20 protein-coding genes are annotated in these 19,039 nt (G+C 65.1%); 15 read left to right on the top strand and 5 right to left on the bottom strand.

Translation table 11 applies throughout. The features are described 5' to 3' along the window. The first annotated feature begins 51 nt into the window (after window positions 1–51). Window positions 52–339, top strand: a complete 288-nt coding sequence (gene groES / locus FMM02_RS03575) for a co-chaperone GroES (protein ID WP_147493576.1) — start codon at window positions 52–54, stop codon at window positions 337–339. 86 nt (window positions 340–425) lie between these two features. Next, a complete protein-coding gene (groL, locus tag FMM02_RS03570; protein WP_147493575.1) occupies window positions 426–2,066 on the top strand; it encodes a chaperonin GroEL in 1,641 nt (546 codons plus the stop codon). A gap of 85 nt (window positions 2,067–2,151) precedes the next feature. Here groL and FMM02_RS03565 read toward each other — a convergent pair whose 3' ends face one another. After that, window positions 2,152–2,349: a hypothetical protein gene (locus FMM02_RS03565; RefSeq protein ID WP_147493574.1), complete on the bottom strand. Its 198-nt coding sequence runs from the start codon at window positions 2,347–2,349 to the stop codon at window positions 2,152–2,154. 81 nt (window positions 2,350–2,430) lie between these two features. After that, window positions 2,431–2,658 carry a circumsporozoite protein gene (locus tag FMM02_RS03560; RefSeq protein ID WP_147493573.1) on the bottom strand — a complete coding sequence of 76 codons (228 nt, stop codon included), beginning with the start codon at window positions 2,656–2,658 and terminating at the stop codon, window positions 2,431–2,433. Window positions 2,659–2,860: 202 nt separating this feature from the next. On the opposite strand from FMM02_RS03560, the gene FMM02_RS03555 reads away from it, so the two are divergent. Genes FMM02_RS03555 through FMM02_RS03535 form a run of 5 tightly spaced genes read left to right on the top strand, consistent with a single transcriptional unit; the run spans window position 2,861 to window position 10,401 of the window. Continuing rightward, window positions 2,861–3,826: an ArsR/SmtB family transcription factor gene (locus tag FMM02_RS03555; protein ID WP_147493572.1), complete on the top strand. Its 966-nt coding sequence runs from the start codon at window positions 2,861–2,863 to the stop codon at window positions 3,824–3,826. Next, window positions 3,823–4,725 carry a methylenetetrahydrofolate reductase [NAD(P)H] gene (gene metF / locus FMM02_RS03550; protein ID WP_147493571.1) on the top strand — a complete coding sequence of 301 codons (903 nt, stop codon included), beginning with the start codon at window positions 3,823–3,825 and terminating at the stop codon, window positions 4,723–4,725. Before FMM02_RS03555 ends, metF begins: the two co-directional genes overlap by 4 nt. After that, a complete protein-coding gene (locus tag FMM02_RS03545) occupies window positions 4,722–5,768 on the top strand; it encodes a homocysteine S-methyltransferase family protein (RefSeq protein ID WP_147493570.1) in 1,047 nt (348 codons plus the stop codon). The genes metF and FMM02_RS03545 overlap by 4 nt, the downstream gene beginning before the upstream one ends. Continuing rightward, a complete protein-coding gene (gene metH / locus FMM02_RS03540) occupies window positions 5,765–8,374 on the top strand; it encodes a methionine synthase (protein ID WP_147493569.1) in 2,610 nt (869 codons plus the stop codon). Before FMM02_RS03545 ends, metH begins: the two co-directional genes overlap by 4 nt. Before the next feature lie 29 nt (window positions 8,375–8,403). Beyond that, entirely contained in the window at window positions 8,404–10,401 is a 1,998-nt protein-coding gene (locus FMM02_RS03535; protein WP_147493568.1) for a protein-disulfide reductase DsbD family protein, read from the top strand. On the opposite strand, the gene FMM02_RS03530 is transcribed toward FMM02_RS03535, so the two are convergent. Next, window positions 10,373–12,019 (bottom strand): amidohydrolase, encoded by a 1,647-nt coding sequence (locus FMM02_RS03530; protein ID WP_147493567.1) that lies wholly within the window; start codon window positions 12,017–12,019, stop codon window positions 10,373–10,375. The two genes, FMM02_RS03535 and FMM02_RS03530, sit on opposite strands and share 29 nt — an antisense overlap. 54 nt (window positions 12,020–12,073) lie before the next feature. Between FMM02_RS03530 and FMM02_RS03525 the strand changes: the two genes are divergently transcribed. From FMM02_RS03525 to FMM02_RS11335, 5 genes are all read left to right on the top strand, one after another. Then, complete coding sequence (locus FMM02_RS03525; protein ID WP_147493566.1) at window positions 12,074–13,291, top strand: threonine ammonia-lyase; 1,218 nt, start codon at window positions 12,074–12,076, stop codon at window positions 13,289–13,291. A 120-nt stretch (window positions 13,292–13,411) separates the two neighbouring features. Beyond that, the gene (locus tag FMM02_RS03520; RefSeq protein ID WP_147493565.1) at window positions 13,412–14,221 is read left to right on the top strand and encodes an arginyltransferase; all 810 of its coding nucleotides are present in this window, start codon (window positions 13,412–13,414) and stop codon (window positions 14,219–14,221) included. 12 nt (window positions 14,222–14,233) lie between these two features. Continuing rightward, window positions 14,234–15,262, top strand: a complete 1,029-nt coding sequence (locus tag FMM02_RS03515; RefSeq protein WP_147493564.1) for an AraC family transcriptional regulator — start codon at window positions 14,234–14,236, stop codon at window positions 15,260–15,262. 57 nt (window positions 15,263–15,319) lie between these two features. Continuing rightward, entirely contained in the window at window positions 15,320–15,661 is a 342-nt protein-coding gene (locus FMM02_RS11340; RefSeq protein ID WP_246104815.1) for a hypothetical protein, read from the top strand. Further along, the gene (locus FMM02_RS11335; protein WP_246104814.1) at window positions 15,612–16,010 is read left to right on the top strand and encodes a CPBP family intramembrane glutamic endopeptidase; all 399 of its coding nucleotides are present in this window, start codon (window positions 15,612–15,614) and stop codon (window positions 16,008–16,010) included. The genes FMM02_RS11340 and FMM02_RS11335 overlap by 50 nt, the downstream gene beginning before the upstream one ends. A 67-nt stretch (window positions 16,011–16,077) precedes the next feature. Here the strand turns inward: FMM02_RS11335 and ctrA are convergent, their stop codons facing one another. Continuing rightward, entirely contained in the window at window positions 16,078–16,788 is a 711-nt protein-coding gene (ctrA, locus tag FMM02_RS03505; protein WP_147493563.1) for a response regulator transcription factor CtrA, read from the bottom strand. A 187-nt stretch (window positions 16,789–16,975) separates the two neighbouring features. On the opposite strand from ctrA, the gene FMM02_RS03500 reads away from it, so the two are divergent. From FMM02_RS03500 to FMM02_RS03490, 3 genes are read left to right on the top strand one after another with little or no spacing between them, the layout of a single operon-like run. Next, window positions 16,976–17,659, top strand: a complete 684-nt coding sequence (locus FMM02_RS03500) for an RluA family pseudouridine synthase (RefSeq protein WP_147493562.1) — start codon at window positions 16,976–16,978, stop codon at window positions 17,657–17,659. Continuing rightward, entirely contained in the window at window positions 17,656–18,063 is a 408-nt protein-coding gene (gene arfB / locus FMM02_RS03495) for an alternative ribosome rescue aminoacyl-tRNA hydrolase ArfB (protein ID WP_147493561.1), read from the top strand. The genes FMM02_RS03500 and arfB overlap by 4 nt, the downstream gene beginning before the upstream one ends. After that, complete coding sequence (locus tag FMM02_RS03490) at window positions 18,063–18,542, top strand: GAF domain-containing protein (protein WP_147493560.1); 480 nt, start codon at window positions 18,063–18,065, stop codon at window positions 18,540–18,542. Before arfB ends, FMM02_RS03490 begins: the two co-directional genes overlap by 1 nt. Here the strand turns inward: FMM02_RS03490 and FMM02_RS03485 are convergent. Then, window positions 18,539–18,997, bottom strand: coding sequence for a universal stress protein (locus FMM02_RS03485; RefSeq protein WP_147493559.1), 459 nt, complete (start codon window positions 18,995–18,997; stop codon window positions 18,539–18,541). The genes FMM02_RS03490 and FMM02_RS03485 overlap by 4 nt on opposite strands. Between the last annotated feature and the right edge of the window lie 42 nt (window positions 18,998–19,039).

Here is a 19,039-nt window from a genome sequence, read left to right as displayed (position 1 = left end):
CACGAGTGCCAGTCGAAGCAAGTTCAACGAAGCACAAGGGGCTAACCAACTATGTCATTCAGGCCGCTTCATGACCGTGTCCTCGTCCGCCGCGTCGAGGCCGAAGAAAAGAGCGCTGGGGGGATCATCATTCCCGATTCTGCCAAGGAAAAGCCGCAAGAGGGCGAAGTCGTCGCCGTCGGCAACGGCGCCCGCGCCGATGACGGCAAGGTCACGCCGCTGGACGTCAAGGCTGGCGACCGGATCCTGTTCGGTAAATGGTCGGGCACCGAGGTGAAGATCGCCGGTGAAGACCTGATCATCATGAAGGAAAGCGACATCCTGGGGATCGTCGGCTGACCTTATGGTCACGGGCGTCGCTTATCGCGTGACGCCTTTCCTGACTTTCCCGACTTTTGAGACATCAAGAACGAAAGGGTAGCCACATGGCAGCCAAGGACGTGAAATTCTCGCGCGATGCGCGTGAGCGGATTATGAAGGGCGTCGACATCCTCGCCGATGCCGTCAAGGTGACGCTCGGCCCCAAGGGCCGCAACGTCGTCATCGACAAGAGCTTCGGTGCGCCGCGCATCACCAAGGACGGCGTCAGCGTCGCCAAGGAAATCGAGCTTAAGGACAAGTTTGAGAACATGGGCGCGCAGATGCTGCGCGAAGTTGCCTCGAAGACCAACGACATCGCCGGTGACGGCACCACCACCGCGACCGTCCTCGCCCAGGCGATCGTTCGCGAAGGGATGAAGTCGGTTGCCGCCGGCATGAACCCGATGGACTTGAAGCGCGGCATCGATCTTGCCGTTGCCAAGGTGGTCGAGGATCTTAAGGGCCGCTCGAAGCCGGTCCAGGGTTCGAATGAAATCGCCCAAGTCGGCATCATTTCGGCCAATGGCGACGTCGAAGTCGGCCAGAAGATCGCAGAAGCGATGGACAAGGTCGGCAAGGAAGGCGTTATCACTGTCGAGGAAGCCAAGGGTCTCGAGTTCGAGCTCGACGTCGTCGAAGGCATGCAGTTCGACCGCGGCTACCTGTCGCCTTACTTCATCACCAACCCGGAAAAGATGCAGGTCGAGCTGAGCGACCCCTACATCCTCATCCATGAAAAGAAGCTGTCGAACCTGCAGGCGATGCTCCCGATTCTGGAAGCGGTCGTCCAATCGGGTCGTCCGCTGCTGATCATCGCCGAGGATATCGAAGGCGAAGCGCTTGCGACCCTGGTCGTCAACAAGCTGCGCGGCGGCCTCAAGGTTGCTGCGGTCAAGGCCCCAGGCTTTGGCGATCGTCGCAAGGCGATGCTTGAAGATATCGCCATCCTGACCGGCGGCGAGATGATCTCGGAAGACCTCGGCATCAAGCTCGAGAATGTCACCACCGCGATGCTCGGCACCGCCAAGCGCGTCACCATCGACAAGGACAACACCACCATCGTCGATGGCGCGGGCACCCGCGAAGCGATCGAGGCCCGGACCGGCGCCATCCGTCAGCAGATCGACAACACCAGCAGCGATTATGACCGCGAGAAGCTGCAGGAGCGTCTGGCCAAGCTTGCCGGCGGCGTTGCGGTGATCAAGGTTGGCGGTGCCACCGAAGTCGAAGTGAAAGAGCGTAAGGACCGCGTCGACGACGCGCTTCACGCGACTCGCGCTGCGGTCGAGGAAGGCATCGTTCCGGGCGGCGGTACCGCGCTGCTCTATGCCACCAAGGCTCTCGACGGCCTCAAGGGCGCTAACGACGACCAGACCCGCGGCGTGGACATCGTCCGCAAGGCGATTGAATCGCCGCTTCGCCAGATCGCCCAGAACGCGGGCGTCGATGGCGCGGTCGTTGCCGGCAACCTGCTGCGCGAAGGCGATCAGACGATCGGCTTCAACGCTGCGACCGACACCTATGAAAATCTGGTCTCGGCCGGCGTCGTCGACCCGACCAAGGTTGTCCGCACGGCGCTTCAGGACGCGGCTTCGGTCGCTGGCCTGCTGATCACCACCGAAGCGACCATCGCCGAATTGCCGGACGACAAGCCGGCAATGCCGATGGGCGGCGGCATGGGCGGCATGGGCGGAATGGATTTCTAACCTAGGCAGCCGGGAACGGGTCCGCCCGTTCCCGGTCACGCCGCGGTGCGAACGTCCCGCCGCAAGGCATGACCGCTGGCACGCACTAGCGCGTGCCGGATTCACCCGACGAATTGGACGGGCCGGTACCTTGGGGTGCCGGCCCTTTTTCCTTGGCGATCTCGTCGAGCATGGCTTCGGCGTCGTTCAGCCGCTCCGCCTCGGCCGCAGTCGGGGCTTCGACCTTTTCGCCCCGGTCGCAGGAAATCAGCGCGAGGCTGATCAAGGCTAGGGCATGTCTCATCGCCCACCCCCTATCACAGAAAAAGGGCCGCCCGGACATGCCGGACGGCCCTTCATTCGATCCGCTAGGCGAACCCGACAATTACATCGCGTTGTCGGCGTCGTCAGCAGCGTTCTCGACCGCTTCACCAGCGTTCTCGACCGCATTGCCAGCATCGTCGAGGGCGTTGTCAACGGCGGTGTCGGCAGCGTTGACGTCGGCTTCGACGGCGTTTTCGACGGTGGTGTTTTCGACCGCTTCTTCGGTCTTGGTTTCGCACGCGGCCAGGCCGAGCGCGAGGACCGCAACGGTCAGTGCAACCTTCTTCATGATCGTTCCATTCCTTGCTTATGGGGACCGCCACGCTTTGCGGCGTGAAAGTCCGGCTCGGCCTGTCGTCGAGCGTCAGGCCAGCGTGCGGAAATATTCGTCTTTGCTCCGTCACGCAATCGTCATTTGTTGCGCAGCCAGAAAGTTCTGCCCAAAAGCTGCGCGATTGACGCATATAAAGACTTGCTTATATCCTTAATCGATGACGCGAGAATTACCGCTTGCCGCGCTTTTCCAGGCGTTGGCCGATCCGACCCGGCTGCGGATCATGGCGTTGCTCAGGGTCATGGAACTGTCGGTTGGCGAACTTGCTCAGCTGCTTGGCCAGAGCCAGCCGCGCGTGTCCCGCCATGTTCGAATCCTCAGCGACTCGGGCCTGATCGGACGCCGCAAGGAGGGGAGCTGGGTCTATCTCCGGCCGGCTGGCCCGGCCGTCGGCGGATCGCTGTTTGCACTGATCGACCAGGCGCTGGACGATGATGCCGAGCGGCAATTCGCCACCGACGCAGCGCGGCTCGATGCAATTCGCGCGGATCGGGCGGAGGCCGCGCGGCGCTATTTCGAGGCGCATGCCGCCACTTGGGACAATATTCGTTCGCTCCACATCGCCGACGAGGAGATCGAGCGGGCGATCGCCGAACTGCTCGCCGACCGGCCGATCGGCGCGCTGCTCGACGTCGGCACGGGCACCGGCCGGATGCTTGAACTGTTCGCGCCCCAGGCGGAGAGCGCGATCGGCATCGACCGCTCATCGGAAATGCTTCGGCTCGCCCGGGTCAAGCTTGAGGAGGCGGGAATTTCCGGGGCAAGCCTTCGGCAGGGGGACATGAACGCGCTTCCGCTCGCCGACCGCAGCGCCAACAGCATCATCCTTCACCAAGTGCTCCATTATGCCCAGCAGCCGGGCGCGGCGATCGCCGAGGCTGCGCGGGTGCTGGCCCCGGGCGGACGGCTGTTGGTGATCGATTTTGCCCAGCATGACCGTGCCGAGCTGAAGGAGCAGGATGCGCATCTGCGGCTGGGCTTCGCCGACGATGCGATGCGCGGCTGGTTCGGCGCGGCGGGTCTGCAGCTCGATCGGATCGAGCGGCTTGGTGGCGGTGAATTGACAGTGATCATCTGGCGCGGGATTCGTCCGGGCGCGACGCTGCGGCAGCACGCGGCATGAACCGCGCCGCCGAAATCGCGCTCAGCGACCATGCCCCGCTGTTCGCCGAGGCGCGCGGCGACATTGCCGTGAGCTTCGAATTCTTCCCGCCCCGGACCGATGCCATGGCGGAAACGCTTTGGCGTTCGATCGAAACGCTGGCGCCGCTGCGCCCGCGCTTCGTATCGGTGACTTATGGCGCCGGCGGGACCACGCGCACGCGAACCCATGCGACGGTCAGGCGGCTGATCCGCGAGACCGGACTGACTCCGGCCGCTCACCTGACCTGTGTCGGCGCCAGCCGCATGGAGATCGACTCCATCGCCCGCGATTATTGGGCGCTCGGGGTTCGGCACATCGTCGCCCTGCGCGGCGACCCGCCGGAAGCCGGCCAAGCCTATGCGCCGCACCCAGAAGGCTATGCCAATGCGGCGGAGTTGGTTGCGGGGCTCAAGGCAATCGCGCCGTTCGAGATTTCGGTCGCCGCCTATCCGGAGGTTCACCCCGATGCCAACTGCCCGGACAGCGACCTCGATAATCTGTTGCGCAAGATCGATGCCGGCGCCGACCGGGCGATCACCCAGTTCTTTTTCTCGGCCGAATGTTTCTTCCGATTTCGCGACCGGGTGGCGGCGAAGCGGCCTGGGGTCGAAATTGTCCCGGGCATCCTTCCGGTAAGCAATGTCGGCCAGACCCGGAAATTCGCCGGGCAATGCGGCGCCGCGATCCCCGCCTGGCTCGACCAGATGTTCGAAGGGCTCGACGACCTGCCTGCGGCCCGGCAGCTGGTCGCGGCGACGATCGCCGGGGAATTATGCGGCCAGCTTTATGCCGGCGGTGTCCGGCAGTTCCACTTCTACACGCTGAACCGGGCTGAGTTGGCCTATGCCATCTGCCATATGCTGGGGGTGAGGGCATGAACGCGGCGGACCGGCTTCGCGCCGCCGCGGCGAAGCGCGTCCTCATCAAGGACGGTGCCTATGGCACATTGATCCAGGCCGAGCGGCTGGGCGAGGCGGAATTTCGTGGTGGCCGCGATTTCGGCCGCGACCAGCGCGGCAACAATGATCTGCTCAACTTAACCCGGCCCGATCTGGTCGCCCGGATCGCCCGACGCTTCGCCGACGCGGGGGCCGACATCCTTGCCACCAACAGCTTCAACGCCAATCGCATCAGCCAGGCCGAATATGGCGCCGAAGCGCTGGTCGGCGACATCAACCGTGCAGCCGCGCGGATCACCCGCGAGGTCGTCAACGCGGCCAGCGCGGGCGACGGCCGGGAACGGTGGGTCGCGGGGGCGATCGGGCCGACCAACAAGACACTGTCGCTGTCGCCCGATGTCAACGATCCCGGCTTTCGCGAAGTCGACTTCGCGACAATGACCGCCGTCTATCGCGAACAGGTCGACGCGCTGGTCGCGGGCGGGATCGACTTCGTGCTGATCGAAACCGTGTTCGACACGCTCAATTGCAAGGCGGCGATCATGGCCGCGCTGGAAGCGGAACAGGCGCTGGGCCGGCCGCTCCCGACCATGATCTCGATGACGCTGACCGATCTTTCGGGGCGCAACCTCAGTGGCCATACGGTCGAGGGATTCTGGGCCAGCGTGCGCCATGCACGGCCGCTGACCATCGGCCTCAACTGCTCGTTCGGCGCGGCGCAGCTTCGCCCGCATCTCGCCGCGCTGGCCCGGCAAGCCGAAACGCTGGTGATGGCCTATCCCAATGCCGGGCTCCCCAACGACCTTGGCGAATATGACGAGGCAGCGGAAGAAACCGCAGCACAGGTCCGCGAATGGCTTGATGCCGGGCTGGTTAATATCGTCGGCGGTTGCTGCGGGACGACCCCGCGGCACATCACCGCGATCGCCGGGGCGGCGCGCGATTGCACGCCGCGCGCCGTCCCGGCGGCCCCGACGCACACGCTGCTCGCCGGCCTCGAACCGATGGTGATAGCGGCGTGACCGACCACTCCCGCGCGCTTGGCGCGCGTTTCGTCAATATCGGCGAGCGGACCAATGTCACTGGATCCGCCAAGTTCAAGAAATTGATCCTGGCCGGGGATTATGACGCCGCGGTCGCGGTCGCGCGCGACCAGGTCGAGGCCGGGGCGCAGATCATCGACGTCAACATGGACGAGGCCTTGCTGGACGGCGAGGTGGCGATGGCCACCTTCCTCAAGCGGATCGCTGCCGAACCCGAGATCGCCCGGGTGCCGATTATGATCGACAGTTCGAAGTGGAGCGTCATCGAGGCCGGACTTCGATGCGTTTCGGGCAAGCCGATCGTCAATTCCATTTCCCTGAAGGAAGGTGAGGCGGCTTTCCTGGAGTTGGCCCGCAAAGTCCGCTCCTATGGCGCTGCCGTGGTCGTCATGGCGTTCGACGAAACAGGGCAGGCCGACAGCAAGCAGCGCAAGGTCGAAATCTGTGCGCGCGCCTACAAGCTGCTCACCGCCGAGGGATTCCCGCCCGAGGACATCATCTTCGACCCCAATATCTTCGCCGTGGCCACCGGCATCGACGAGCATCGCCGCTATGCGATCGATTTTATCGAGGCGGCGCGGGAAATCCGGGAACGCTGCCCCCATGCCCATGTTTCGGGCGGCCTGTCGAACCTCAGCTTCTCGTTCCGCGGCAATGAACCGGTGCGCAGAGCGATGCACAGCGTGTTCCTGTACCATGCCATCCCCGCCGGGCTCGACATGGCGATCGTCAACGCCGGCCAGCTCGACGTGTATGACGAGATCGACCGCGAGCTTCGCGAGGCGTGCGAGGACGTCATCCTCGACCGGCGCGACGATTCGACCGAGCGGCTGATCGCCATCGCCGACCGCTATCGCGGGACCGACGCGGCGGACGAAAAGAAGGCGGCCGAATGGCGCCACTGGCCGGTTCGCGAACGGCTTGCCCATGCATTGGTCAAGGGCATCGACGAGCATATCGTCGAAGATACTGAAGAAGCACGGTCCCTTTTCAGCCGGCCGATCGAGGTCATCGAGGGGCCGCTGATGCAGGGCATGAACCTGGTCGGCGACCTGTTCGGATCAGGCAAGATGTTCCTGCCCCAGGTGGTGAAGTCGGCGCGGGTGATGAAAAAGGCGGTGGCCCACCTGCTGCCGTTCATCGAGGCGCAGAAGCAACCGGGCGACCGAAGCTCGAAGGGGCGCGTGGTGATGGCCACCGTCAAGGGCGACGTCCATGACATCGGCAAGAACATCGTCGGCGTGGTCCTGCAGTGTAACGGGTTTGAGGTGATCGACCTTGGCGTGATGGTCCCCTGGCCGAAAATCCTCGAAGCGGCGAACGAGAATGACGCGGCGATGATCGGGCTGTCCGGCCTCATCACTCCTTCGCTCGACGAAATGGTCACCGTCGCCGAGGAAATGGAGCGGGCGGGCATGGCCCGGCCGCTGCTGATCGGCGGCGCGACCACCAGCCGCGCCCATACGGCGTTGCGGATCGCCCCGGCCTATTCCGGCCCGGTACTGCATGTGCTCGACGCCAGCCGCGCGGTTGGCGTGGCCACGTCCCTGGTCAGCGACGGGCCGGGCCGCCAAGAATTGATCCACCGGACCGCCAACGACTATCGCGCGCTTCGCGAAAGCCGCGAAGGCAGGGGGAGCAACGCGCTTGCGCCGCTCGGCGAGGCGCGGGCCAACAGCTTCATGCCCGAGCATCGCGAACCCAGCCCCCGGCCGGCCCGGCCCGGCGAGCATCGGTTCGAGGACTGGCCGCTCCGTGACCTCATCGAGACGATCGACTGGACGCCCTTCTTCCGGGCCTGGGAGCTGGCGGGCAACTATCCGGCGATCCTGGAGGACGAAATCGTCGGGGAGAGCGCCCGCAGCCTTTTCGCCGACGCGCAAGTAATGCTGGACGAAATCGTCGATGGCCAATGGCTTACGGCCAAGGGCGTGGTCGGACTGTGGCCGGTCCGGCGGGAGGGTGACGATATCATCGTCATCAACCATGAACGGACCCGCTTACCCATGCTCCGCCAGCAGGTCCGCAAGCGCGCCGGACGAGCGAACATGTGCCTGGCCGACTTCATCATGCCCAATGAAGAGGATTGGTTGGGCGGATTCGCGGTCGCGATTCACGGACTGGAGCCGCATCTCAAGCGCTTTGCCGATGCGCATGACGACTATCGCGAAATCCTCCTCAAGGCGCTCGCCGACCGGCTCGCCGAAGCTTTCGCCGAGCGCCTTCATCATCATGTGCGGACCCACCTTTGGGGCTATGCCCCGGCGGAGGTCCTGGGCAATGACCAGCTGATCCGCGAGGAATATCGCGGCATCCGCCCCGCGCCAGGCTATCCGGCCTGTCCCGACCATAGTTTGAAGCCCTTGCTGTTCCGGCTGCTTGGCGAGGCTCCGGCGGGGATCGCGCTCACCGAGAATTTCGCAATGCTGCCTACTGCGGCGGTTTCGGGCTTTTACTTCGCCCACCCGGAAAGCCGCTATTTCGGCGTTGCCCGTGTCGGCCGGGACCAGCTGGATGATTATGCCCGGCGGCGCGGGGTCGATGTGGACACTGCGACCCGCTGGCTTCGATCCAACCTCGACTAGCCGGTGAAGCACGGCTAGCGGTGCGGGCCATGTTCCGCTGGCTGCTCGTTCTCCTGTGCCTCATCTCGTCGCCGGCCGAGGCGCAACTCGCGCCGCGCGAAAATGCGATCCGGCCTGAACTGGTGGCGGAAGGCCCGGCGATGCCGGGGGCCGAAGTCGACCTGGCGATCGTCATGCACACAAAACCGGGCTGGCATGGCTATTGGCTCAACCCCGGCGACGCAGGGCTGCCGATGCGTATCGAGTGGCGCCTGCCTGATGGCGCGTCCGTCGGACCGCTGCGTTACCCGGTGCCCGACAGGCTGCTGGTCGCGGGCATCGTCAATTACGTCTACAAGCGCGATCATGCTATCTTGACCCGGCTGAAGGTTCCGGCCGGGGCCACCGGGGTCCTGCCGCTCCGCGCCAGCGCGCAATGGCTGGCCTGCACCGACGAGATATGCGTTCCCGAACGCGGCGAATTCGCCCTTAACCTGCCAATCGCGCCGGGCGAGGCCGGCAACCGCGCCCGCTTCGATGAATGGCGCCGCGCGCTGCCGCGCCCCCTCAGCACCCCCGCACGTTTCGCGGTCAAGGGCGAGCGGATCGAGATCGCCATCCCCTTGCCGGCCAGCGTCGCAGTGGTCGAACCCTATCTTTTCCCCGCCGAGGACGGACCGATCGATTATTCCGCGCCCCAGTCCTTCCGGCGCAGTGGCAACCTGTTGATTGCCGAGGTCAAGCGGCGGCGCGGCGTCCCCGAAAGCCTGTCCGGCGTGCTGGCAATGGACGGGGGCCGCGGGCTGGAATTTCGTGCCGGGCCCGGACCGGTCCCCGCGGGCGGTACGCCGGTAGGCAACCTTGGCCTTCAAGCAATTCTGCTGGCGGTGCTTGGGGCGCTGGCCGGGGGTGTGCTGCTCAATGCTATGCCCTGCGTTTTCCCGATCCTCGCCCTCAAGGGCCTGCATCTTGCTAGGTCCGGCGGCGACGAACGGGCCGCCCGGCGCGATGCACTGGCCTATGCGGCGGGCGCCATGGCCGGCACCGGCGCGCTGGGAACGCTGCTTCTGGCGATCCGTGCCGGCGGCAGCGCGGCGGGCTGGGCCTTCCAACTCCAGGACCCGCGGACCATCCTTTTGCTGCTGCTGCTTGCGGTCGCGATCACCCTCAACCTGCTGCGCAGCTTTGAATTGCCCGTTTTGGGCGGAGAGCATAGTCCCGGCGGAAGCTTCGGGACCGGCGCGCTGGCGGCCTTTGTCGCTACGCCTTGCGCCGGGCCGTTCCTTGGCGCCGCGCTGGGGACCGCGCTGCTGCTACCCATCTATGGCTCTGTCGTGGTTTTCGTTGCGCTGGGCATGGGCCTTGCCATTCCGTTCCTGCTGATCGCGTTCGTACCCGCGCTGCGGAGTCGATTGCCCAGGTCAGGGCCGTGGATGGCGCGGTTCCAGCGCATCCTGGCGATCCCGATGGCAGCGACCGCTGCCGGATGTCTCTGGCTGCTGTTCCGGCTGGGCGGGACCGACGCGCTGCTGGTCGGGATCGGCGGCACGATTGGACTGGTCGTGTTGCTGATTGCCGTCGGTATTCGCCAGCGCCAAGGGGTCCCGATCGGCTGGGCTGCGCTCGCCCTTGGGCTTGCCTTAGCCGGCGGCGCGGCGGCCCTGATCCCGCCGACGAGGGGGGCCGTTGCCCGCGTGCCGCTTGGCACCGAGACATGGAGCGAGGCGCGGGTCGAGCGCTATCGGTCGGAAGGCCGCCCGCTGTTCGTCTATTTCACCGCCGACTGGTGCCTGTCGTGTAAGGCCAACGAGGCGACCGCCATCGAGCGGGCGGATACCCGTGACGCCTTTAGCAGGGCCGGGGTCAAGGTCCTGGTCGGCGACTGGACTAACGGCGACCCGGCGATCACCCGCTTCCTTGAACAGCGCGGCCGGGCGGCGGTGCCGCTCTACCTTTGGTATGCGCCGGGCGCGGCCGAACCGGAAGAATTGCCGCAGATTCTGACCCAGTCGATGCTGATCACCCGCGCTCTCCGGGCGGGACGCTGACGCTCCGTTCCCACTGCTTCTTTCCGGCGACCCAGGTTTCCAGCACCTGCGTCTGCCCAAGCGCCTGCGGGTCGACGGCACCGACGTCACGATCGACAATGATGAAGTCAGCCCATTTGCCGGGTTCGAGGCTGCCGACCTGCCGTTCGGCGAATCCGGCATAGGCCGCCGCGCGGGTGAAGCCGTGAAGCGCGCGGCCGAACGGGACGCGCTCCGCCGGTAACCAGCCGCCTGCCGGTGCGCCCTTCAGGTCCTGTCGGCTGACAGCGGCAGACAGGCCGGGGAAGGGATTGGGATGTTCGACCGGAAAATCTGATCCGAAAGCCAGCGGCACGCCCAGGTCGACCATCGTTAACCAGGCGTAAGCGCCTTCCAGCCGGTCCGGCCCCAGCCGCGCTTCGGCCATCAGCCGGTCGCTGGTCTGGTGGGTCGGCTGCATCGAGGCGATGACCGAATAACGCTTGAACAGGGCAAGGTCCTTGGGATCGACCACTTGCGCATGTTCAATCCGGGCGCGCCTCGCGCCGTTTGCCGCACCGGCCGCGGCAAGGCCCTTGAGCACCATTTCGTTGGCCGCGTCGCCGATGGCATGAACCGCCACCTGATGTCCGCTGGCGACTGCGGCACGGGCCTGCTCGTCGAGCTGTGCCGGGGTCAGCAGCGGAAGACCGCGCGTGTCCGGCTTGTCATGATAGGGCGCCTTGAGCCAGGCGCCCCGCGATCCCAGTGCGCCGTCGCTGTAAAGCTTGACCCCGACCAGCCTGAGCCGGTCGGCAAACAACCAGTCGGTCGGACGGCCGCCGGCGATGCTGCGCATCGCTTGCATCCCGCCGGCATAGGATAGCAGCCGGACCTTCAGCCGTCCGGCCTCGCCCGCGCGGAGTAGCGCCGCCCAATCGTCGGGGCTGGTGCCCATGTCGGCCGCGGCCGTTAGGCCGACCGAGAGCATCAATTGCTGCGCCTTGGCCAGGGCGGCGTCATATTCCGCCGCGGCGGGGGCCGGGATCTTGCTCTCCACGAGCGGCATTGCCGCGTCGACGAAAAGGCCCTTGTCGATCCGCCCCCCTTCGGGCGCTTTGGTCGCCGGGGTAATCCCGGCGGCCGTCAGCGCCGCGCTGTTGGCGACCGCGGCATGGCCGTCGACCCGGCCGAGCCACACCGGCCGGTCGGAAACGACCGCGTCGAGGTCGGCGGCGGTGGGGAAGCGTTTGTCGGCCCACAGTTCCTGATTCCAGCCGCGTCCCTGGATCCAGCGCACCTGCGGATTGGCTTCGGCATAGGCCTTGAGCCGCGCCTGCAGGTCGGCCAGCGAGGAGGTGCCGGTCAGGTCTAGCTGCAGGGCGGCGAAACCCAGTCCTATGATATGGCCATGCGCATCGATCAGGCCTGGAAGCATCGTTCGGCCGCCGCCATCGATCCGGTGTTCAGCGGCGGGGCGCGGCTGCCCCCTGACCAACAATTGTTTCACCTTGCCATCGTTGCCGATCAAAAGCCCGTCGAACCGCTGCACCCGGGCCTGGGCGTCGGTCTGGATGCCGTTGACATTGTCGACCAGCACATCGGCGAGGGCGGCGGCAGGGACGAGCAGCGCTGCAAGCGCGACAAGGGAGGTTCTCATGGCAAAATGGATAGCATTGTTTGCCGGGCAGGGAAGAGCTAGGCCGACGCCTGCATGACCAAGATTCCGACGCTCGCCGACATCTACACCGCCGCCGACCGCATTGCCGGGGCTGTCGTCAGGACCCCGACGAACCATAGCCGGACCCTGTCCGAGATCGCCGGTGCCGAGATCTGGCTGAAGTTCGAGAACCTGCAGTTCACCGCCGCTTACAAGGAACGCGGCGCGCTTAACAAATTGCTCCAGCTTACCGAGGCCGAACGGGCGCGCGGCGTGGTCGCGGCGTCGGCCGGTAACCATGCCCAAGCGGTCGCCTATCATGGGCGAAGGCTGGGAATTCCGGTGACGATCGTAATGCCCAAGCCGACGCCGATGGTGAAGGTGTCGCAGACCGAGGGGCATGGCGCGACGGTCGTCCTGGAAGGTAACCTCTACGATGAAGCCTATGCCCATGCGCGCAAGCTGGAGGCCGAGCAGGGACTGCTGTTCGTCCATCCGTTCGATGATCCCGAGGTCATCGCCGGGCAGGGCACGATTGCGCTGGAAATGCTTGCCGATGCGCCTGAGCTCGATGTGCTGGTCGTACCCATCGGCGGCGGCGGGCTGATCAGCGGCATCGCCACCGCCGCCAAGGCGATCAAGCCCGGGATCGAGATCGTCGGGGTCGAGGCCGAACTTTACCCGGCCATGAAGAATGTCATCGACCAGAGCAACCTGCCAAGCGGCGGCGACACGCTTGCCGAAGGGATTGCCGTCAAGGAGCCTGGGCACCTCACCCGCAGGATCGTCGCCGAAAACGTCGATCGGATCGAACTGGTCGCCGAGCGCGACATCGAACATGCCGTGGCGCTGCTCGTCGGGATCGAGAAAAGCGTCGTCGAGGGAGCCGGCGCAGCCGGGCTCGCCTGCATCCTCGCCAAGCCGGACCGGTTCAAGGGCCGCAAGGTCGGCACGGTTCTATGCGGGGGCAACATCGATACCCACCTGCTTGCCAATGTCCTGGTTCGCGAACTGGTCCGCTGCGGCCGGATCGCGCGTTTGCGGATCAATGCGCAGGACCGGCCGGGGGCCCTGGCCGCGATCACCGCCATCTTCTTCGAATGCGGGGTCAACATCATCGAAACCAACCACCATCGCATCTTCACGCGCCTTCCGGCCAAGGACACGGTCGTCGAAGTCGAATGCGAGGCGCGTGACGCCGAGGCGATCGACCGGCTGGTCGGGCAGCTCACCGATGCCGGTTTCCATGTCGAGCGCGCCGAACTCGACTGACAAACGTCCCTCAACGGCACAGTCGCGGTGTTAACCTTCTTTTTACGGCACCAGACCCTTTTCATCGGCGTTCACCAGTCGCATAAAGAGTTTCGTAACCATTTTGCGGAGCCGGATCGGGTGAGTGCACCATTTCGCTTCCCAAAGTTCTTCGTGACCAACCCGTCACCTTGTCCCTACCTGGACGGCAAGGTGGAGCGGAAAGTGTTCACCGAACTCAATGGGCGCAACGCCGGGGAGCTTAACGAAGCGCTCGGTCGCATCGGCTTTCGCCGTTCCCAGTCCGTCGCCTACCGTCCAAGCTGCGTCGATTGTTCCGCCTGCGTATCCGTGCGGGTCAAAGCCGACCAGTTCGCGCCAAGCGCGACCCAGCGCAAACTGATCCGCCGCCATGCGACGCTGGAGGTCAATGCTTGCCGGCCATGGGCAACCGACGAGCAATATTCGCTGCTTCGCCGCTATCTCGCGCAGCGCCACCCGGGCGGCGGCATGGCCGAGATGGACGAGCAGGATTATGCGGACATGATCGAGCAAACGCCGGTTCGCACCTATGTCATCGAATATCGCGAGCCTTCCGTCGATGGGACACCCGGCAAGCTGGTTGGCGCCTGCCTGTCGGACCAGCAGGCCGACGGGCTGAGCATGATCTACAGTTTCTACGACGTCGGGGACGATGCCCGCAAAGGCCTCGGCACCTATATCATTCTCGATCATATCGTCCGCGCCGCGCGGGCCGGCTTGCCTTACGTCTACCTCGGCTATTGGGTCGAAGGGTCGCCGCGAATGGCCTACAAGGCGGGGTTCAGGCCGATGGAACGGCTTGGCCGCGACGGCTGGCGGTCAATGGACGAGGCCGAACCGGCAATCGTGCCGACGATCGCCGACCAGATCCCGGCCCGGGCGCCGCGCCGGATTCTCATCGACGCCTAAATTGCGACTGGCGTGACCGCCGCGATCGCCGATCTTGTCCTGCGTGTCGGCGGCGCGGTGGCATTGCTGCTCGCGGCGCTGCTTCGGTGGCGCCATGCACCGAGCGACCGCGCCACCTGGCTTTTCATCCCGGTTGCAATCGGCCTGTCGGCCTTCGCACTCAACAACAGCGGCGGCCTTGCCATTTTCACCGGCCGGGCAAACGCGCTTAGCAACCTCCTCGCGGGATTGACCGTGCCCTTCCTGTGGTGGTTCTGCCTGACGCTATTTGACCGGGCGTATCGCCCCTCCCTGCCGGTCGTCGCGACTGGCGCCAGCTGGTTCGTGCTGGCATTCGCCGACCGTGGTTTCCTGGGGAGTTGGGCCAGCGGTGCGCTAACCAGCGCATCGCTCCTGCTGCTGGGTTTCGCCATCGTGGTCCACCTTGGCTATCGGCTGGTTGGGGAGAGCAGCGACGACATGGTCGAATGGCGGCGACAGGCGCGAAGCTGGATCGTGATGTTCCTCGCGCTCTTGCTGCTGGTGGACCTGGTAGCCGATGTGACGCGGGGATTCGATTGGCGGCCATTATGGTTCTCAACTGCGCAGAACGGATCGATCGCGGCCTTCGCGCTGTGGATCGCGCTTCGCGCCGTGGCCAGGCCCGATAAAAGCGCCCGGCTTGCGACAGACGGCGGGTCACCCCTGGCCAAAAAAGTGCGGCAATTGATGGAGGCTGACCGGATATACCTGGATCCGGACCTCGATTTCCCCGCTTTCGCCAGCCAGGCGGGCTTTTCCCAGCGGCAAGTGCGCGACCATATCAACCGGGTGCTCGGCCAGGACCATTTTCGCGGCTTCGTGAATGGCTATCGACTTGCCGAGGCGCGCCGCCGCCTGGCCGATCCGGCCCACCAAGCGGACAAGCTGATCGCAATCGCTTTCGACAGCGGCTTCGCCTCGCTGGCCAGCTTCAACCGGCTGTTCAGGGCTGAAACAGGCCTAAGCCCAAGCGAATATCGCGCCTTGCAACGCAATGAGGAGCGCTCCGAGAGCTTTTGAGCAGCAGCAGGACGGAGGCTGAGCCAGATCGACGCGAGAAATTTCGCTGAGGTCCCAATGAATGCCATCCTGGCCATTGCCGCCATTATCTTCCTTCTTTTGCTGACCGGAGGCCTGCTGAGCGTGGCCGATCGTCAGTCCCGGCCGCGCTGGCTGCTTTTCGCCGCCGCACTCGTCCTGCTCGATGACTTCCTCCTGACCGGTGGTTACGGAATCATCCCCGACCTCGTCGGCGGCCACTGGAATTGGCAGGGTAAGCTGCTCGCGCTGGCGGCGATGGCGGTGGTCGCCGCTCATCCGGCAATCGGCTGGCGGCGCGTCGGATTGCAGTGGCGGGCCATGCCTTGCCGTGACCTTGGTCTATGTCGCCATGTTCGCTGGCCTTGCGCTGCTGTTTGACGGCGGAAGCGGGGACGCGGAAGCCCTGGCTTTCCAGCTCAGCCTGCCGGGGCTGGAGGAAGAATTATTCTATCGCGGGCTAATCCTGCTGGCTCTGAATGAGGCGCTCCGGTCCAGGGTCCGCTTCCTGGGGATCGACTGGGGGTGGGGGGCCCTGCTCAGCTGCGGCCTGTTCGGGCTGGCCCACGCCTTCACCACTGCCGATGCGACACCCGCGTTCGACGCGCTTTACTTTGCGCTGACGGCACTTCCGTCATTGCTCGTGGTCTGGCTTCGGGAGCGTTCGGGCAGCCTCCTTTTCCCGGTTTTGGTTCATAATGCCGGCAACAGCCTGATGCTGTTCCTTTGACCTCAGGATGAAAAAAAACGGCGGGACGCCAAGCGCCCCGCCGTTCCTACCCCCCACTTGGGTAAGTTCAGGCAGCGACCGTTTCGGCCGTCCCAGTGTCGCCCTCGGCGTCGCGCAGCACATAGCCGCGGCCCCAGACGGTCTCGATATAATTGTCACCGCCGCAGGCTAGGCTGAGCTTCTTGCGCAGCTTGCAGATGAAGACGTCGATGATCTTGAGTTCCGGTTCGTCCATCCCGCCATAGAGATGGTTGAGGAACATTTCCTTGGTCAGCGTCGTGCCCTTGCGCAGCGACAGCAGCTCCAGCATCGCATATTCCTTGCCGGTCAGGTGCACTCGGGCACCGTCGACCTCGACCGTCTTGGCGTCGAGATTGACCGCCAACTTGCCGGTGCGGATAACCGACTGGCTATGGCCCTTCGAGCGGCGGACGATCGCATGAATGCGCGCGACCAGCTCGTCGCGGTGGAACGGCTTGGTGACATAATCGTCGGCGCCGAAGCCGAGGGCGCGGACCTTTGAGTCCATTTCGCCGACGCCCGACAGGATCAGCACCGGGGTCGACACCTTGGCGGTGCGCAACTTCTTCAGCACGTCATAGCCGTGCATGTCGGGCAGGTTCAGGTCGAGGAGGATGATATCGTAATCGTAAAGCTTGCCCAGATCGAGGCCTTCTTCGCCAAGATCGGTGGTATAGACATTGAAGCCTTCGGTCCCGAGCATCAATTCGATGCTCTTGGCGATGGTCGCTTCGTCTTCGATCAGCAGAACCCGCATTGAACTTCCCCCGTTCAGGCCGCCGATCAAGTGCGTCAGCCAAATGGTTTCACGCGCTTAACGACGTCTAAGCGTCCATTAACCATGCGACTTCTGACCTTAAAAGGTTAATAGTGCGTAAAGCTTCGTAAATGGCAGGAATCGTTGCAGCGTTGCATCACTGCTCCGGCGGTGCCATCCCGCGGCCATGACCCTTGAGGACCAGATCCTGTTCGTCGATGGCGAGGCCATCGTGATCGACAAGCCCGAAGGACTGCCGGTCGATACACCGCGCGCCGGGGGCGACAGCGTCGAGGCGCGGATCGATGAACTGAGGCTCGGCTTCCGCCGCGCGCCGGTGCCGATGCATCGGCTCGACCGCGACACGTCGGGTTGCCTGCTGTTTGCGCGCAATCCGCGTTCTCGCGCACAGTTCCAGCAGGCGTTCGAGCGGGGCGAAGTGTTCAAAAGCTATCTTGCGGTGGTCGACGCGCAAGTCGCCGACCTGGAAGGAATCATCGAACTTCCCGTCGCCAAAGTGTCGACCGCGCGGGGCGGCTGGCGAATGGTGCCGGATGACAGCGGCAAGCCGGCGATGACCCGCTGGAAGCGAATAGCCGTCGCCGATGGGCAAAGCCTTGTCGAATTTCGCCCGACCACGGGCAGGACCCACCAGATTCGGGTGCATGCGGCGCGAGGGTTGGGGGCGGCGATCGTCGGCGACCCGGTCTATTCCTTGCCCGACGATGCGGATCTGGCCGGCATGACGCTGCCCGACAGCGGGATGCTGCTCCATGCCTGGCGGCTGGTCGTGCCGCGTTCGCCCAAGGAAGACATCGACGTGACCGCCCCGGTGCCGGAGCGGTTCGGCCGCTGGCACGACTTTTTGTGAAGCCCGAAGACGTTGTCCTCCCGCCCGAGGCGCTGAGCGAGAAGTTCCTCGCCGCGACCGGTCCTGGCGGCCAGAACGTCAACAAGGTGGCGACGGCCTGCCAGTTGCGGGTCGACCTGTTCAAGCTTGGCCTCAGCCCGGCCGCCTATGAACGGTTGAAGGCGCTCGCAGGAAGCAAGATCACCAGCGGCGGAGAACTGGTCATTACCGCACGCAATTATCGCACGCAGGAAGCGAACCGCGAGGATGCGCGCCGCCGCCTTGCCGAATTGATCGCCAAGGCCCATGTCGTCCCGCGCAAGCGCAAGGCGACGCGGCCGAGCAGGGCCGCCAAGGCACGGCGCGTTGACAGCAAGAAGCAGCGCAGCGAAGTCAAGCGCGGCCGTGGGAAAGTGGACTTCTGATGTACGACTTCAAGATCGATGGCGTGGACAAGCCGACCCTTTACGGCGACCTCGCCTCGGCGCTGTCTGGGCTGGTCGAGGGCGAGCCGGACGGCATTGCCAACATGGCCAACGCTGCCGCGCTGATTTGGGAAAGCCTGCCGGACATCAATTGGGTCGGCTTTTACCGCAATGTCGGCGGGGAATTGGTGCTTGGTCCATTCCAGGGCCGGCCCGCCTGCATCCGCATTCCCTTCGGCCAAGGCGTCTGCGGCGCGGCCGCCGAGACGCGGCTGGTGCAGCGAGTTGAGGATGTTCACGCATTCCCCGGCCACATCGCCTGCGACAGCGCGTCGAACAGCGAAATCGTCGTTCCACTGGTCCGCGACGGGGAGTTGCTTGGCGTGCTCGACATCGACAGCCCGAAACATGGCCGGTTCGACGCCGAGGACGAGGCCGGCGTCTTACGGCTGGCCGACATCATCACACGGGCGATCTAGCTCAGCGTTTCGAGCTGCTCCTCGCTGAGCGAGCCGGGAATGATCATCACCGGGCAGGGAAGCTTGCCTGCGTCATGGCCGGTGAAATCGGCGACCAGCGGTCCCGGACTGCCGGATGGAGCGGCGCCAAGGACCAGCGCGGCGATATCCTCGCGCGTCCCGACATAGCTTCGGACCGTCGATACCCGGTCGCCCTGCCGGACCACGATCTGCGGGGCGATTCCCGCCGCATCCATGATTTCCCCGACCGAGGCGGCGACGCTGGCTTCGATGCGGAGCCGCTGTTCCTCCTCGATCGCCGCCTGGACACCGCCCCACTGGACGAAATCTTGCGGTTCGACCACCGCCAGCACTTCGACCGCGCCGTCGGTCTTGGCCGCGCGGCGCGCCGCAAAGCGGAGCGCCACGCGGGCCTCCGGACTGTCGTCGATCACGACCAGATAGGTGCGCTTCATCCCAATTCGTCCCCTGCGTGGCGAAACGCTGCTTGAAGCCGG

The sequence above is a fragment of the Sphingomonas xanthus genome (assembly GCF_007998985.1).
GTDB lineage: Bacteria > Pseudomonadota > Alphaproteobacteria > Sphingomonadales > Sphingomonadaceae > Sphingomicrobium > Sphingomicrobium xanthum.
This window is presented reverse-complemented; position numbering and strand designations above follow the sequence as displayed.

Excerpts from the sequence above, each read along its gene's own strand:
- groL (WP_147493575.1), top strand. The coding sequence starts at position 426 with ATGGCAGCCAAGGACGTGAAATTCTCGCGCGATGCGCGTGAGCGGATT.
- FMM02_RS03490 (WP_147493560.1), top strand. The coding sequence starts at position 18,063 with ATGTACGACTTCAAGATCGATGGCGTGGACAAGCCGACCCTTTACGGC.
- FMM02_RS03560 (WP_147493573.1), bottom strand. The coding sequence starts at position 2,658 with ATGAAGAAGGTTGCACTGACCGTTGCGGTCCTCGCGCTCGGCCTGGCC.
- FMM02_RS03555 (WP_147493572.1), top strand. The coding sequence starts at position 2,861 with ATGACGCGAGAATTACCGCTTGCCGCGCTTTTCCAGGCGTTGGCCGAT.
- FMM02_RS03535 (WP_147493568.1), top strand. The coding sequence starts at position 8,404 with ATGTTCCGCTGGCTGCTCGTTCTCCTGTGCCTCATCTCGTCGCCGGCC.
- FMM02_RS03530 (WP_147493567.1), bottom strand. The coding sequence starts at position 12,019 with ATGAGAACCTCCCTTGTCGCGCTTGCAGCGCTGCTCGTCCCTGCCGCC.
- FMM02_RS03500 (WP_147493562.1), top strand. The coding sequence starts at position 16,976 with ATGACCCTTGAGGACCAGATCCTGTTCGTCGATGGCGAGGCCATCGTG.
- FMM02_RS03545 (WP_147493570.1), top strand. The coding sequence starts at position 4,722 with ATGAACGCGGCGGACCGGCTTCGCGCCGCCGCGGCGAAGCGCGTCCTC.
- metF (WP_147493571.1), top strand. The coding sequence starts at position 3,823 with ATGAACCGCGCCGCCGAAATCGCGCTCAGCGACCATGCCCCGCTGTTC.
- ctrA (WP_147493563.1), bottom strand. The coding sequence starts at position 16,788 with ATGCGGGTTCTGCTGATCGAAGACGAAGCGACCATCGCCAAGAGCATC.
- FMM02_RS11340 (WP_246104815.1), top strand. The coding sequence starts at position 15,320 with ATGAATGCCATCCTGGCCATTGCCGCCATTATCTTCCTTCTTTTGCTG.
- groES (WP_147493576.1), top strand. The coding sequence starts at position 52 with ATGTCATTCAGGCCGCTTCATGACCGTGTCCTCGTCCGCCGCGTCGAG.
- FMM02_RS03525 (WP_147493566.1), top strand. The coding sequence starts at position 12,074 with ATGACCAAGATTCCGACGCTCGCCGACATCTACACCGCCGCCGACCGC.
- FMM02_RS03485 (WP_147493559.1), bottom strand. The coding sequence starts at position 18,997 with ATGAAGCGCACCTATCTGGTCGTGATCGACGACAGTCCGGAGGCCCGC.
- FMM02_RS03565 (WP_147493574.1), bottom strand. The coding sequence starts at position 2,349 with ATGAGACATGCCCTAGCCTTGATCAGCCTCGCGCTGATTTCCTGCGAC.